Source organism: Streptomyces sp. NPDC008238, assembly GCF_042956445.1.
In the GTDB taxonomy this organism is placed as follows: domain Bacteria; phylum Actinomycetota; class Actinomycetes; order Streptomycetales; family Streptomycetaceae; genus Actinacidiphila.
In genome coordinates this window covers 24802-38489 of record NZ_JBIBGK010000028.1, presented here as the reverse complement: position 1 = coordinate 38489, position 13688 = coordinate 24802, and the positions used below count along the sequence as shown (strand labels likewise).

The 13688-nt window shown below is 72.8% G+C and carries 10 protein-coding genes and 3 pseudogenes; 3 read left to right on the top strand and 10 right to left on the bottom strand.

The annotated features are described in order from the left end of the window. Position 1: 1 nt before the first annotated feature. The gene (locus ACFZAU_RS34965) at positions 2–628 is read right to left on the bottom strand and encodes a hypothetical protein (protein ID WP_500555507.1); all 627 of its coding nucleotides are present in this window, start codon (positions 626–628) and stop codon (positions 2–4) included. 84 nt (positions 629–712) lie between these two features. Between ACFZAU_RS34965 and ACFZAU_RS34960 the strand changes: the two genes are divergently transcribed. Further along, positions 713–1330, top strand: a complete 618-nt coding sequence (locus ACFZAU_RS34960; protein WP_500555506.1) for a flavin reductase family protein — start codon at positions 713–715, stop codon at positions 1328–1330. Between the two features lie 24 nt (positions 1331–1354). Here ACFZAU_RS34960 and ACFZAU_RS34955 read toward each other — a convergent pair whose 3' ends face one another. Beyond that, positions 1355–2689 (bottom strand): MFS transporter, encoded by a 1335-nt coding sequence (locus tag ACFZAU_RS34955; RefSeq protein ID WP_500555505.1) that lies wholly within the window; start codon positions 2687–2689, stop codon positions 1355–1357. A gap of 70 nt (positions 2690–2759) precedes the next feature. Here ACFZAU_RS34955 and ACFZAU_RS34950 point away from each other — a divergent pair, with 70 nt between their 5' ends. After that, entirely contained in the window at positions 2760–3785 is a 1026-nt protein-coding gene (locus ACFZAU_RS34950) for a GlxA family transcriptional regulator (RefSeq protein ID WP_500555504.1), read from the top strand. Between the two features lie 6 nt (positions 3786–3791). Here the strand turns inward: ACFZAU_RS34950 and ACFZAU_RS34945 are convergent, their stop codons facing one another. From ACFZAU_RS34945 to ACFZAU_RS34930, 4 genes and pseudogenes are all read right to left on the bottom strand, one after another. After that, positions 3792–4841: a Zn-dependent alcohol dehydrogenase gene (locus ACFZAU_RS34945; RefSeq protein ID WP_500555503.1), complete on the bottom strand. Its 1050-nt coding sequence runs from the start codon at positions 4839–4841 to the stop codon at positions 3792–3794. After that, a complete protein-coding gene (locus tag ACFZAU_RS34940) occupies positions 4841–6307 on the bottom strand; it encodes an aldehyde dehydrogenase family protein (RefSeq protein ID WP_500555502.1) in 1467 nt (488 codons plus the stop codon). The genes ACFZAU_RS34945 and ACFZAU_RS34940 overlap by 1 nt, the downstream gene beginning before the upstream one ends. Then, positions 6304–7449 (bottom strand): acyl-CoA dehydrogenase family protein, encoded by a 1146-nt coding sequence (locus ACFZAU_RS34935; RefSeq protein WP_500555501.1) that lies wholly within the window; start codon positions 7447–7449, stop codon positions 6304–6306. The genes ACFZAU_RS34940 and ACFZAU_RS34935 overlap by 4 nt, the downstream gene beginning before the upstream one ends. A gap of 27 nt (positions 7450–7476) precedes the next feature. After that, positions 7477–8379, bottom strand: a pseudogene (locus ACFZAU_RS34930) (SDR family oxidoreductase). A 95-nt stretch (positions 8380–8474) separates the two neighbouring features. Here ACFZAU_RS34930 and ACFZAU_RS34925 point away from each other — a divergent pair. Next, on the top strand, positions 8475–9401 hold the full coding sequence (locus tag ACFZAU_RS34925) for a cyclase family protein (protein ID WP_500555500.1): 927 nt from the start codon (positions 8475–8477) through the stop codon (positions 9399–9401). 71 nt (positions 9402–9472) lie between these two features. On the opposite strand, the gene ACFZAU_RS34920 is transcribed toward ACFZAU_RS34925, so the two are convergent. The 4 genes and pseudogenes from ACFZAU_RS34920 to ACFZAU_RS34905 form a co-directional block, all read right to left on the bottom strand. Continuing rightward, positions 9473–9946: an ATP-binding protein gene (locus tag ACFZAU_RS34920; protein ID WP_499599926.1), complete on the bottom strand. Its 474-nt coding sequence runs from the start codon at positions 9944–9946 to the stop codon at positions 9473–9475. A gap of 387 nt (positions 9947–10333) precedes the next feature. Continuing rightward, positions 10334–11244, bottom strand: a pseudogene (locus tag ACFZAU_RS34915) (acyl-CoA dehydrogenase family protein). Positions 11245–11250: 6 nt separating this feature from the next. Then, positions 11251–12372, bottom strand: coding sequence for an acyl-CoA dehydrogenase family protein (locus tag ACFZAU_RS34910; RefSeq protein ID WP_500555499.1), 1122 nt, complete (start codon positions 12370–12372; stop codon positions 11251–11253). Continuing rightward, positions 12363–13557: pseudogene (locus tag ACFZAU_RS34905) on the bottom strand (amidohydrolase family protein). Before ACFZAU_RS34905 ends, ACFZAU_RS34910 begins: the two are co-directional and overlap by 10 nt. Positions 13558–13688 lie beyond the last annotated feature (131 nt).

Genomic DNA, 13688 nt, shown 5'->3' with positions numbered 1-13688 from the left:
TTCACCCGGAGGAGGAAGCGGCCCCCGGCGGCGGCCGGTACTCCTCCAGCAGTCCGGTGCCGTACGCCAGCAGACCGCCCGCGAAGACGACGCCGATCACCGCGATCGTCACGAGCCCGACCTGGAAGGCGACGTGCCGTTGCCGCGCCCACCCGGTGCGGCCCTCCGGGTCCCTGCGCCCCGCGTAGAACGAGGTGACCAGCACCGGCGCCGCGCCGGCACCCGCGACGCACGCCCAGGCGAGCAGGTACGGACCGTCGAGCCACACGACGGGCAGCGCGACCACGGCGGCCGTCGCCACCTCCACCGCCAGGAGGCAGAGCCATCGGGGACGTCCGGTGCGTGCCGCGAGCCGCAGTCCCAGCACCGTCGCCGGCAGGGCGTGCAGGAGGGAGGCGGCCACCGCGCAGGCCCAGACGGGGATGAGGAAGAACGGCAGGAAGCAGCAGGCGAGCGGTTCGTCGAAGGCACGCTCCGAGGACGCCTGGGACGGCAGGAGGACCATGCGGACCGTTGCCGCGACCGCCACCACCGCGCAGTAGGTCGAGACCGCCGCCGCTCGTCCGGCGTCGCCCCACGGGTCGACCGCGGGCCGCACCGGGGACCCCCACCCCACATTCCACCCCATGACGAGCACCGTACGCCCGGGGCCTCGACCGCCCTCCGCCCGGCCCTTCACTTCTGACGACCCGTCAGTTTCAATGGATGCGTGATGGGACAAGCAGGCATGGCGGTCGCCGTCGTCCGCCACCTCCGGTCGGCCGGGGCCGCGACGGCGGCCGGGCGGCTGGATCCGCTGCCGCCGCCCGAACTGCGGGCCGTGCGCCCGGACGAGCGCGCCCCGGTGGACCAGGCGGTGTTCCGCGAGGTGCTGGGGAACTTCGCGAGCGGCGTGACGGTGATCGCGGCGCCCGGGGACGACGCGGAGGGCGGCCCGGCCGGGTTCGCCTGCCAGTCGTTCGCCTCGCTGTCGCTCGATCCGCCGCTCGTCGTGTTCATGGTGGCGCGCACGTCCACCAGCTGGCCGCGCATCGCCCGGGCCGGGGTGTTCTGCGTGAACGTCCTCGGCGCGGAACAGCACGGACTCTGCCGCTCCTTCGCCGTGCGCGGCGGGGACAAGTTCGCGGGCGTGGCGTGGGACCCGGCACCGGTGACGGGATCGCCCCGGCTGCGCGGGGTGCCCGCGTGGATCGACTGCTCGATCCACGCCGTGCACACGGGCGGCGACCACCTGGTGGTCATCGGCCGGGTCCGCGACCTCGGTCGCGCGGCGGAAGGCAGCGGGCCGCTGCTCTTCCACCGCGGCCGCTTCGGCCGGCTCGCCCCTTGACCGCGGCCGGCCCGCGAAGGCCGGCTACGCCGCGAGGGGCAGCGCTCCGGAACCCGGCTCCGTCCGCCGCCGGATCACCAGCGACATGAGCGCCGCCAGCGCGCACAGCGCCCCGGAGGAGTACCAGACCACGTTGTACGAGCCGAAGGCGTCGCGCGCCGCGCCGCCCAGGAACGCCACCAATGCGGCGCCCAGCTGGTGGGAGGCGAGCACCCAGCCGAAGACGATGGCGCTGTCGGCGCCGTAGTACTCGCGGCACAGGGCGATGGTGGGCGGCACGGTGGCGACCCAGTCCAGCCCGTAGAAGACGATGAACAGCACCATGGGCGGGTGGACGGAGTCGCCCAGGAGCACCGGCAGGAACATCAGCGACAGCCCGCGCAGCCCGTAGTAGGTGGCCAGCAGCCGCCGCGGGCTGAAGCGGTCGGTGAACCAGCCGGAGGCTATGGTGCCGGCGATGTCGAAGACGCCGATCACCGCGAGCAGGGACGCGGCCGCCGTCACCGGCATCCCGTGGTCGTGTGCCGCGGGCACGAAGTGTGTCTTGACCAGGCCGTTCGTCGAGGCGCCACAGATCGCGAAGGTCCCCGCCAGCAGCCAGAACGGGCCGCCCCGGGCGGCGCTGGTCAGCGCCTTGACCGCCCTCGTCGCCGCGCCCGTCACCGGCGCCGGCTTCGGCACGAACTCCTTGGCGCCGTAAGGGGCGAGGCCCACATCGGCCGGGTGGTCCCGCAGCAGCAGGTAGACCAGGGGCGCGACGAGGACCGCGGCTCCCGTGACGGTCAGGGCCGCCGCGCGCCAGCCCGCGTGCTCGATGATGACGGAGAGCAGGGGCAGGAAGATCAACTGCCCCGCCGCGCCGGCCGCGGTCAGGATGCCGGTGACCAGGCCGCGCCGGTGCTCGAACCAGCGGTTGGTCACGGTGGTCGCGAAGGCCAGCGCCATGGAGCCGCTGCCCAGCCCGACGAGGACGCCCCACAGGAGCACGAGCTGCCAGCTCGCGGTCATGAAGACGGTCAGGCCCGCTCCGGTCGCGATGGTGACGAGCGCCGCCGCCACCACCCGGCGGATGCCGAAGCGGTCCATCAGCGCGGCGGCGAACGGCGCCGTCAGCCCGTAGAGGGCGAGGTTCACCGATACCGCCAGGCCGATCATGCCCCGCGACCAGCCGAACTCGCCGTTCAGCGGCTCGATGAGCAGTCCGGGCAGGGAGGCGAACCCCGCGGCGCCGATGAGCGTGACGAAGGCGGCGGCGGCCACCGACCACGCGCGGTGGACACGGGGGGTGCGGAACGGCCGGGAACCTTCGGGGACCCTGTCGGCCAGGGTCTGCGCGGGAAGCTCGGGAGTCTGCGTCACCGGATCAGCATCCGGCATCGGTTTCCCCGGAACGAGTGGCCGGATGGCCATGTTGTGCAAGGATCGGGCCATGGCCGTATCCATGGAGACACCTTCGCGGAACGCAGACCCCGGCACACCGGCGCGCCACCGGGTCGCCGTCCTGGTGCAGCACGGGATGATCCCCTTCGAGGTGGGCATCCCCCACCGCATCTTCGGCGGCGCGAGGGACTCCGGCGGGGCCGACCTGTACGAGGTGGTGACGTGCTCCCCGCACGGCCCCGGACCGGTGCGCGCCGACGCCGACTTCGAGATCCACGTCGCCCACGGCCCCGAGGCGCTGGAGACGGCCGACACGGTCATCGTCCCCGCCGCCCACGAGCGTTCCGTCGCGCACACGGAGGGCCGGCTGCCTGAGGAGATGGCGGCCGCCTTCGCCCGCATCCGCCCCGGGACCCGGCTCGTGTCCATCTGCACCGGGTCGTACTTCCTGGCCGCGGCCGGCTACCTGGACGGTCTGCGCGCCACCACGCACTGGTCGAGCACGGACCACTTCCAGAGGCTCTTCCCCCGGGTACGGGTCGAGCCGGACGTCCTGTACGTCGACAACGGCGGCATCCTCACCTCCGCGGGCGTCGGCTCGGGCATCGACCTGTGCCTGCACATCGTCCGCCGCGACCACGGCATCGCCGTCGCGAACGCCAGCGCGCGCCGTACGGTCGTACCACCGCACCGGGAGGGCGGCCAGGCCCAGTACATCCAGCGGCCCCTGCCCGAGCCCCAGCAGGCCACCACGGCAGCGGCGCGCACCTGGGCGCTGGACCGGCTCGACCGGCCGCTGACGCTGCGCGAGCTGGCCGAGCGCGAGGCGATGAGCGTGCGCACCTTCACCCGGCGCTTCCGGGAGGAGGTGGGCACCAGCCCCGGGCAGTGGCTGACGCAGCAGCGCGTCGAACGCGCCCGGCACCTGCTGGAGTCCAGCGACCTGTCGGTCGACCAGGTCGCCCGCCAGGCCGGGTTCGGCACGGCGGCCTCCATGCGGCAGCACCTCCAGGCCGTCATCGGCGTCTCGCCCAGCGCCTACCGGCGCACCTTCCGGGCGACGGCGGCGCTCTGAGGCGGTTCAGAAGGTCAGCACGCCACGCGCCACACGACCGCCCCGGGCGTCCTCCACCGCCTCGGCGAAGTCCTCCACCGGATAGGTCCGGGTGACGAGTTCGTCCAGCAGGAGCCGGCCCCGCCGGTAGAGGTCGGCGTAGAGCGCGATGTCGCGCTGAGGTCGTGACGAGCCGTAGCGGCAGCCCAGGATGGACTTGTCGAGGTACACGGAGGACACCAGGAAGGGCGCCTCGGCGTCGGCAGGCGGCACGCCCAGCAGGACGGCCTGGCCGTGGCGGTCCAGGAGGTCGACGGCCTGGCGGATGAGCCCCACGTGTCCGACGCACTCGAAGACGTGGTCGGCGCCGGTGGGCAGCAGCGCGCGCACCGCCTCCGCGGAGTCCGTGAAGTCGGTGGCGCCGAACAGCCGCGCGGGCTGCTCCTTCGCCGGGTTGGTGTCGACGGCGACGATCCGGGAGGCGCCCGCGAGGCGCGCGCCCTGCAGCACGTTCAGGCCGACGCCTCCGGTGCCGATGACCACGACCGTATCGCCGCGGTCGACGCGGGCGCGGTTGAGCGCGGCACCGACCCCCGTCAGCACCCCGCAGCCGATGAGCGCGGCGGAGGTGAGGGGGATGCCGTCGGGCAGGCGGACGGCCTGGACGGCCTTGACGACGGTCAGTTCCGCGAAGGCCGAGTTGGAGGCGAAGTTGAACAGCGGCTCGCCGTGCCGGCTGAAGGGCCTGCCGGGACGGCCGATCGCCTTGCGGCACATCGTCGGGCGTCCCCGGTCGCAGTCCGGGCAGGTGCCGCAGTTGGCGAGGGTGGACAGGGCCACGTGGTCGCCGGGCGCGACGTGCGAGACGCCCGCGCCGGTCGCCTCCACGACGCCCGCCCCCTCGTGGCCGAGCACGACCGGGACGGGGAAGGGGATGACGCCGTCGACGACGGACAGGTCGCTGTGGCACAGCCCCGCCGCGCGGATGCGGACCAGCACCTCGCCCGGGCCCGGATCCCGGACCTCGAGGTCGTCGACGACCGCGGGCTGCTTCCCGTCGAAGATCACGCCTCTCATCACCACACCACCGCCTGGAGTTCGCTGTAGGCCTGCAGTCCGAAGGAGACGCCGTCGCGGCCGACGCCGCTGTGCTTGAAACCGCCGAACGGCGTCTCGGGATGACGCTGCACGGTGTTGACGCCGACGTTGCCGCTGCGCAGCCGGGCGGCGAGGGCCCAGGCACGGGCGGTGTCGTCGCCGAAGACGTAGTCGTACAGGCCGTACGGGGTGCCGTTGGCGATCTCGACGGCCTCGTCCTCGGTGTCGTACACGAGGGCGGCGACGACCGGGCCGAAGACCTCCTCCTGGGCGACCGTCATGTCGGGCGTGACGTCCGCGAGCAGCGTGGGGGCCACGTAGTAGCCCGGTTTGAGGTCGGGGCGCGCACCGCCGGTGACGACGCGGGCGCCCTGCTCGCGGGCGCCCGCGACGTGGGCCTCGACGCGGTCGCGCTGGGCGGCGGTGATCAGCGGGCCGACGACGGTGGAGTTATCCACAGGGTCCCCGAGAGTCAGCGAACGGGCGTACTGTGCAAGGGCGGTGATCACCTGCTCGTACCGCCCGCGGGGGACGAGGGCACGGGTCGGCGCCGTGCAGATCTGACCTGAATGGAATGCCCATGTTGAACCGACAGCAGATATCGCTGATCTGAGGACGCCGGGAGCGGCGTCCTCAAGGATGATCGCCGCGCCCTTGCCGCCCAGTTCCATCAGGGTCCGCTTCATCGACGCGCCCGCGACGCGGGCGATCGCCTGCCCGACCGCCGTCGAGCCGGTGAAGCTGATCATGTCGACACCGGGGTGCGCGACCAGTGCCTCGCCGGCCGCGGCGCCCGTGCCGGTGATGACGTTGAACACCCCGTCGGGCAGGCCCGCCTCCCGCATGATCCCGCCGAGCAGCAGGCAGGTCAGCGGGTCCTGGGGCGCGGGCTTGGCGACGACGGTGTTCCCCACGGCCAGCGCGGGAGCGACCTTGCCGGCCAGGTTGACCAGAGGGAAGTTGTAGGAGGTGATGCAGGCGACGACACCCACCGGACGCCGTACCGCGGCCGCGTTGACCAGCCCGCCGGGCGCGAGCGGCGAGGCCCTCACGGGCTGCGGCGCGAAGGGGATCGTGTCCGGTTCCAGCGCACCCCGCGCGTAGCGCCGGAAGCGGTCCACCGCTGTGGGGATCTGCATGCTCGACGCGACACGGATCGTCGCTCCCGTCTCCTGCTGGAGCAGCGGTACGAGATCCGCCGACCGCGAGGCGAGGACGTCCGCGATCCGCTCCAGGATCGCGGCGCGCTCCGCCGGGCTCGTACGGGACCAGCCCTCGTACGCCTCCCGCGCGGCGCGCACCGCGGCGTCCACGTCCGCCGGGCCCGCTTCGGGGGCGCGCCCGACGGTCTCCTCCGTGGCCGGATTGACAACTGGATAGTGAGCTCCGGCCGGTTCGTGCCACCGGCCGCCGATCCAGTGGCCGTACGTCCCGTCGCTGTTCATCCGCGAGGCTCCTTCTGGAGGCCGAGCACCCGCTCGGCGATGATCGTGCGCTGGATCTCGTCCGAGCCGCCGTAGATGGTGTCCGCGCGGCTGAACAGGAACATGTGCTGGGCCTGGTCGAGTTCGTAGGGTCGTGCCGGCTCCCACGGCGCGGGGCCGGCCGCCGCGGGGGCGCCGCCGACGGCGACAGCCAGCTCGCCGAGTCGCTGGTGCCAGCCGCCCCACAGCAGCTTGGCGACGCTCGGGGCGGCGGGGTCGGCGGTGCCCAGCGTGCGCAGGGCGTTCCAGCGCATGACGCGCAACTCGGCCCACTGCCGCACCAGCCGGTCCCGCATCACGGGGTCGGCCACCGCCCCGGTGGCGACCGCGCGGTCGACGACCTGGCGCAGTTCGCGTTCGAAGCCGATCTGCTGCACGAGGGTGGAGACCCCGCGTTCGAAGCCCAGGAGGGACATGGCGACCTGCCAGCCGTGGCCCTCCCCGCCGACGAGGTGGGCGGCGTCGGCGCGCGCCCCGTCGAAGAAGACCTCGTTGAACTCGGCCGTGCCGGTCAGCTGGCGGATGGGGCGCACCTCGATCCTGCCGGGCTGGTCCATGGGGACGAGCAGGAAGCCCAGTCCGTGGTGGCGCCGCGAGTCGGGATCGGTGCGGGCCAGGACGAAGCACCAGTCGGCGTGCTGGGCGAGGGAGGTCCAGATCTTCTGGCCGGACAGGCGGTAGCAGGGGCCCTCGGCGTCGTGGTCGCGGACGGCCGCGGTCCTCACGCCGGCGAGGTCGGAACCCGCTCCGGGCTCGCTGTACCCCTGGCACCACAGTTCCTCGCCACGGGCGACAGGTGGCAGGAAGCGGTCGCGCTGGCCGGGGGTGCCGTGCGCCTCCAGGGTGGGGGCCAGCAGGTTCTCGCCGATGTGCCCGGACCGGGCGGGCGCCCCGGCACGGGCGTACTCCTCGCCCCAGGCCACCTGTTGGGGCAGGGTGGCGCGGCGGTTGCCGTACTCGCCGCGCCAGCCGAGCCCGATCCATCCGGCGGCACCGAGTTCCCGCTCCCACTCCCGCCCGGACACGCGGTCCGGGTGCGCGCTCAGCCACGCCCGCGCCTCCGCGCGGAAGGCCTCCGTCTCCGGGCCGAAGGTGAAGTCCATGTCCGCCCTCTCCTCGGTACGGGGCCGTCACTGCCCTCGGACGGCGGCAGCGGCGGCACGCATGGCCTCGAGCTGGGCGAGCATCGGCATGGGGTCGGTGCCGACCGTGCCCGGCAGGGCGGCGGCGATGCGCTGCGGTGTCCAGCCCTCGCCGTCCGCGTAGGCGGCGCGCAGTTCGCGTGGCTGGGCCCAGACCGCGATCTTGGGTCCGGCGACGGTGTAGACCTGTCCGGTGATGTCGCGGGCGTGGTCGCTGAGCAGGAAGACGACCATCGCGGCGACGTCCTCGGGTTCGCCGATCTAGGCCAGGTCCATGGGCACGTTGGCGGACATGCGGGTGCGTGCCACGGGGGCCACGCAGTTGGCGGTCACCCCGTAGCGGTGCAGTCCGAGCGCGGCGCTGCGCACCAGCGAGATGATCCCGCCCTTGGCCGCGGAGTAGTTGGCCTGGGAGACGCTGCCCTGGTGGTTGCCGCTGGTGAAGCCGACGAGGGTGCCCGTGCCCTGTCGGCGCATCACGGCGGAGGCGGCGCGGAAGACGGTGAAGGTGCCCTTCAGGTGGGTGGCCATTACCGGGTCCCACTCGTCCTCGCCCATGTTGAAGAGCATGCGTTCTCGCAGGATCCCGGCGACGCAGACGACCCCGTCGACGCGGCCGTAGGTCTCCACCGCGGTGGAGACGATCCGTTCGCCGCCCGCCATGGAGGAGACGTCGTCGGTCACCGCGGTGGCCTCGCCGCCGGCCGCCTCGATCTCCTTCACGACGGCGGCGGCGACCTCGCCGGTCGGCTCGCGGCCGTCGACCGCGACGCCGTAGTCGTTGACGACGACCTTGGCGCCCTCGGCCGCGCACGCGAGGGCGACGGCCCGCCCGATTCCTCGCCCGGCGCCGGTGACCGCGACGACCTTTCCGCTCAGGAAATTGCCCACGTCCGGTCCCGCCCCTTCTCAGAGTTTCTGACGGACCGTTAGATTTTAGGAGCACGGACGCACCCCAGCACAAGCCCTGAGACCGGGAGGCAGCGATGGCGTTCCCCGCCGAGTTCCACGACATCGCCAAGCGCGTCAACAACTGGGGCCGCTGGGGTAAGGCCGACGAGACCGGCACCCTCAACCTGATCACCGACGAGGTCGTCCGCGCGGCGGCCGGCACCGTGCGCAGCGGACGCCGCGTGCCGCTCGCGCTGCCCCTGCAGCAGGACGGGGTGCAGACGGGCATGATCCCGGGCCGGGTGAACCCGCTGCGCACCATGGTGATGCTCAACCACGAGATGTTCGGCCCCGGCACGGTCGCCACCAGCGACGACATCGTCACCATGGGACTTCAGGTGGCGACCCACTGGGACGCCCTGACACACGTCTCGCACTCGGGGCGCATCTACAACGGCCGGCCGGCCGGCTCCGTCACCGCCCACGGCGGGGCGGCGTTCAGCGGCATGGAGAAGATCACGACACTGCTCTCCCGCGGCGTCCTGCTCGACGTGGCCCGCGCCCGCGGCACGGACCGGCTGCCCGGCGACCACGCCGTCACCCCCGACGACCTCGACGCGGCCGAGGAACTGGCCCGCACCACGGTCCGCGCCGGGGACATCGTGCTGGTCCGCACCGGCCAGATGCGGGTGTACCTCGCGGGCGACAAGCACGCCTACGCCTTCCCGTCACCGGGACTGTCGGTGCGCACCCCCGAGTGGTTCCACGCCCGCGACGTCGCGGCGGTCGCCAACGACACACTGACCTTCGAGATCTTCCCGCCGGAGATCGACGACCTGTGGCTCGCCGTCCACGCCCTGGACCTGGTGGAGATGGGCATGCTCCAGGGCCAGAACTGGAACCTCGAGGCGCTGTCGGAGACCTGCGCCGAGGAGGGGCGGTACACGTTCCTGCTGGACGCCACGCCGCAGCCCTTCGTGGGCGGGGTCGGCAGTCCGGTCGCGCCGGTGGCGGTGCTCTGAGGACGGCCCCTCGGTCCGTACGGCCGTAAGGCCCGTGCGTTCGGGATCGTGCGGGCGGAAGACCCGTACGTTCAGAAGGCGGGGCGGCGGATCAGCCCGCCGACGGACTGCGCGGGGACGATCGCCGGACGCTCGCTGCGGTCGATCTCGCACCAGATCTGCTTGCCCGCCCCCTCGCGCTGCCAGCCCCAGCGGTCCGCGAGGCCGTCCACGAGTTCGAGTCCCCGGCCGCCGGTCTCGTCGTTGTCGGCGTGCCGCGGGCGCGGCGGGGCGTCGCTGGTGTCGGCCACCTCGACGCGCACGGTCTCCTGTTCACCGCTCTGCGCGGCGCCGGAGGAACGGAAGAGCATCCGCAGCACCGCGGGGCAACCGGTGTGCACGACGGCGTTGGTGACCAGTTCGGAGATGAGCAGGATCAGCGTCTCGGCGACCGGCTCGTCGGCTCCTATCCCGGAGCCCGCGAGACGCGAGCGGGCCCACCGACGGGCCCGGCCCACCTCTGCGGGGTCGGGGCCGACCTCAAGTTGAACCTGGAGCACCTGCACCGCTCACACCATCCGAACCGGCGGACACATCGCCTCGCGCCTCGGCAGGGTCACCGTACGTGACCTCATCGCGACCCAGCATGATTGACCCGCAGTCACCGCAACAAGCGCTTCGGGCATATTCCAGCGCAAGGGGGTACGAGTGCTGCATACTGTGCGGGGCTCATTACGGGGCGAATTCGAACAGCCCGGCACAGGCAGCCCACCGAGCACCGAGGCCCCGCCACTGCCGCATCCGTCGCGTTTCGCCACCACACGCACCCGATGGAGCGTACCCGAGGCGGGATCCGACTCCATGGCGTGACAAGTCACACCTCGGACACAACCCGATATCGACGCTCGGGAACCCTTTATCCGTGACGAAACGGCCATAACCAACCAACCGCCTTAAAAGGTGCCATCGAGCAGACCCTCCGCGAGGCTCTCCTCACACTCCGCCACGGAACGGCCCCGGCTCCGCAGGATCCACGACCGCTTGATGTGGAGATGCACCTCCGCCTCCCAGGTGAAACCCATCCCGCCGAACACCTGCAGACAGTCGCGGGCGTTGCGGACCGCCGCCTCGTCCGCCAGCAGTCGCGCGGCGGGCGCCTCGCCCGGCGCGCCGGAGACCGCCGCGGCACGCACCGCCGTGCGCGCCATCTCAGCCCGCACCAGCATGTCCGCGCACAGGTGCTTGACCGCCTGGAAGGAACCGATGGGCCGCCCGAACTGCTCCCGGGCGGCGGCGTGACCGACGGCGAGTTCCAGGGTGCGCGCAGCACTGCCGGTCTGCTGGGCCGCGGTCAGCAACTCGCCGGCCGTGCCCCCTCCCACCGTGCCTTCGCCCGCGGGTTCGCCGCCAACGACCCGGTGCAGCGGGGTGAGCGGGTCCACCGAACGCACCGGCTCGGCCTTGTCGTAGGAGCCCAGCACATGGTCGGACGCCTCCAGCCACTCGACCAGCCCGCCGGCTGCCGCGGTGACCACCGCGGTGCCCTCGGCCGCCCTGGCACCCGGCCGGCCGCCAGGTGCGTCGTCACCAGCGGCCCCGGCAGCAGCGCCCGTCCGGCCTCCTCGAAGACGAGCACGGCCTCCGGGAGTCCGAGCCCGAGCCCGCCCCGTTCCTCCGGCAGCCGCAGCGCGAAGAACCCCGCCTCCCCCAGCGCCCGCCACATCCCGCGGTCGAGGGTCGCCGGGTTGCCCGCGGCCGCCCCGGCCGCGTCCTCCCGCAGCCGCTCCGCCGGGTACAGGCGCGCCAACAGCCCGCGGGTCCCCTCGGCGAGGGCCCGTTGGTCCTCGGTGAGGCGGAAGTCCACGGCCGCTCACGCCCCCTTCGGCAGGCCGAGGATCCGCTCGGCGACGATGTTCCGCTGGATCTGCGACGTGCCCGCCGCGATGGTGTAGGAGAGCGAGGAGAGCCGGTCCGCCGTCCACGGGCGGTCGGCGTCCAGGGCCCCGGTGGGTCCGAGGACCTCGGCGGCGGTGTCGTAGAGCTCATGCCGTGCGTGCGAGTAGCGCAGTTTGAGTACCGAGCCCCCCAAGCCAGGGGCGCCGGCACTGACGTTCCACTGGACCAGCCGCCACAGGACGCCGAACTCCGCCGCCAGCCGGCCCAGCCTGCGCCGCAGCACGGGGTCGTCCCAGGCCCCCGTTTCCCGGGCGGTCCGGGCCAGTTCGCGCAGGGTCCGCCGGCAGGCGACGACCTCCCCGGCGAAGGCGGTGCCTCGCTCGAAGGAGAGCGTCACCATCGTGACCCGCCAGCCGTGGTTCTCCGCGCCGACCCGGTTGGCGACCGGCACGCGCACCTCGTCGAGGAACACCTCGGCGAACTCCGTGGTCCCGGCGAGGGTCCGCAGGGGCCGTACCGTCACCCCCGGTGAGTCCATCGGCATCGCCAGCCAGCTGATGCCGCGGTGCCGCGGCGCGCCGGGGTCGGTGCGCACGAGCAGTTCGCACCAGTCGGCGACCTCGGCGTGCGAGGTCCAGATCTTCGACCCGGTGACCACGTAGGAGTCGCCGTCGCGGACCGCCCGCGTCCGCAGGGACGCCAGGTCCGAGCCCGCTCCCGGCTCGCTGAAGCCCTGGCACCAGACCTCGTCCCCGCGCAGCACCGGGGGAAGCCATCGTTCGCGCTGGCCGGCCGTCCCCTCGGCGGCGATGGTGGGACCGGCGTGGAGCAGGCCGACGAAGTTCGCGCCGACGTAGGGCGCCCCGGCAAGCTCGGTCTCCTCCAGGAAGATCAGCCGCCGGATCGGGTCGGCGTTCCAGTGCACGTCGGCGTAGCCCGCCTCGTGCAGACGCCGCTGCCAGCCGGTGTCGTACGCCCGCCGGGCGGGCCGGTCGGCGGGGTCCGGCGCGGGCGGCAGGGTGGGCAGCGTCCGGGCGAGCCAGCCGCGCAGCTCCTCCCGGTACGCCAGCTCCGCCTCGGTGTATGTCAGGTCCACCGGTCCGGCTCCAGACCCAGCATGCGGATGGCGTTGCCGCGCATGAGCTTGTACACCGTCTCGTCGTCGAGGCCCTTCACATGGTCGAGGGCGACCTCCGGTGTGCGGGAAGGTCGAGTCGACGTGCGGGTAGTCGGTCTCGAAGGTCGCGTTGTCCCGGCCCACCACGTCGATCGAGGCGACGCCGTGCTTGTCGCGGAAGAAGCAGCAGAAGATCTGCCGGTAGTAGTAGGTGGACGGCGGCTCGGGCACCACGTCGCGCACACCGCCCCAGGCCCGGTGCTCCTCCCAGACGTCGTCGGCCCGCTCCAGGGCGTAGGGGATCCAGCCCATCTGCCCCTCGCTGTAGGCGAGCGTGAGCCGGGGGTGGCGCACCAGCACCCCGCTGAAGAGGAAGTCCATCATCGAGGCCATCGCGTTGTTGAAGGAGAGCGAGGCCTGGACGGCGGGCGGCGCGTCGGGGGACGCGGCCGGCATCTGCGAGGACGAGCCGATGTGCATGTTGACCACCGTCCCGGTCTCCTCACAGACCGCGAAGAAGGGGTCCCAGTACCCCGAGTGGATGCTGGGCAGTCCCAGGTGGGTGGGGATCTCGCTGAAGGTGACGGCCCGCACCCCGCGGGCCGCGTTGCGGCGGATCTCCGCGACGGCCAGGCCGACGTCCCACAGCGGGATCAGGCAGAGCGGGATCAGCCGGCCGCCGCTGTCGCCGCACCACTCCTCGACCATCCAGTCGTTGTAGGCGCGGACGCAGGCGAGGGCGACCTCCTTGTCCTTGGCCTCGGCGAAGGTCTGCCCGCAAAAGCGCGGGAAGGTCGGGAAGCAGAGCGAGCCCTCGACGTGGTTGAGGTCCATGTCGGCGAGCCGGGCCTTGGGGTCCCAGCAGCCCCGCCGCATCTCCTCGCGGGTGATGCCCTCCAGGGTCATCTCGTCCCGGTCGAAGCCGACGGCGGCGATGTTGCGCTTGTACGGGAACTTGAGGTCCTCGTAGATCCACCAGTCGGTCGGCGGTCCGTCCGGGTCCATCGTGATCTGGTACTTGCCGGCGACGTAGGCGAGCTCCCCGATCCCGGCGGTCAGCGGCTGGGGACCGCGGTCCCGGTACTTCGCCGGCAGCCAGGTCTCGAAGAGGTGTGCGGGTTCGATCACGTGGTCGTCGACGCTGATGATCCGGGGCAGTTCCATCGCTCCCCGCCCTTCCATGAATCTGATGCATCGTCAGATTCACACTACGCCCGCCACCCCGGACCGTCCATCGAAGGCGCGCGGACCCTGGACCGCACCCGGCCCGGCACCTACGCTCCGGCCAAGTCTTC

What these genes read in the sequence shown, in the direction of transcription:
- ACFZAU_RS34965 (WP_500555507.1), bottom strand. Translation starts at nt 628, where the DNA reads ATGGGGTGGAATGTGGGGTGGGGGTCCCCGGTGCGGCCCGCGGTCGAC.
- ACFZAU_RS34960 (WP_500555506.1), top strand. Translation starts at nt 713, where the DNA reads ATGGGACAAGCAGGCATGGCGGTCGCCGTCGTCCGCCACCTCCGGTCG.
- ACFZAU_RS34950 (WP_500555504.1), top strand. Translation starts at nt 2,760, where the DNA reads ATGGCCGTATCCATGGAGACACCTTCGCGGAACGCAGACCCCGGCACA.
- ACFZAU_RS34945 (WP_500555503.1), bottom strand. Translation starts at nt 4,841, where the DNA reads ATGAGAGGCGTGATCTTCGACGGGAAGCAGCCCGCGGTCGTCGACGAC.
- ACFZAU_RS34940 (WP_500555502.1), bottom strand. Translation starts at nt 6,307, where the DNA reads ATGAACAGCGACGGGACGTACGGCCACTGGATCGGCGGCCGGTGGCAC.
- ACFZAU_RS34935 (WP_500555501.1), bottom strand. Translation starts at nt 7,449, where the DNA reads ATGGACTTCACCTTCGGCCCGGAGACGGAGGCCTTCCGCGCGGAGGCG.
- ACFZAU_RS34925 (WP_500555500.1), top strand. Translation starts at nt 8,475, where the DNA reads ATGGCGTTCCCCGCCGAGTTCCACGACATCGCCAAGCGCGTCAACAAC.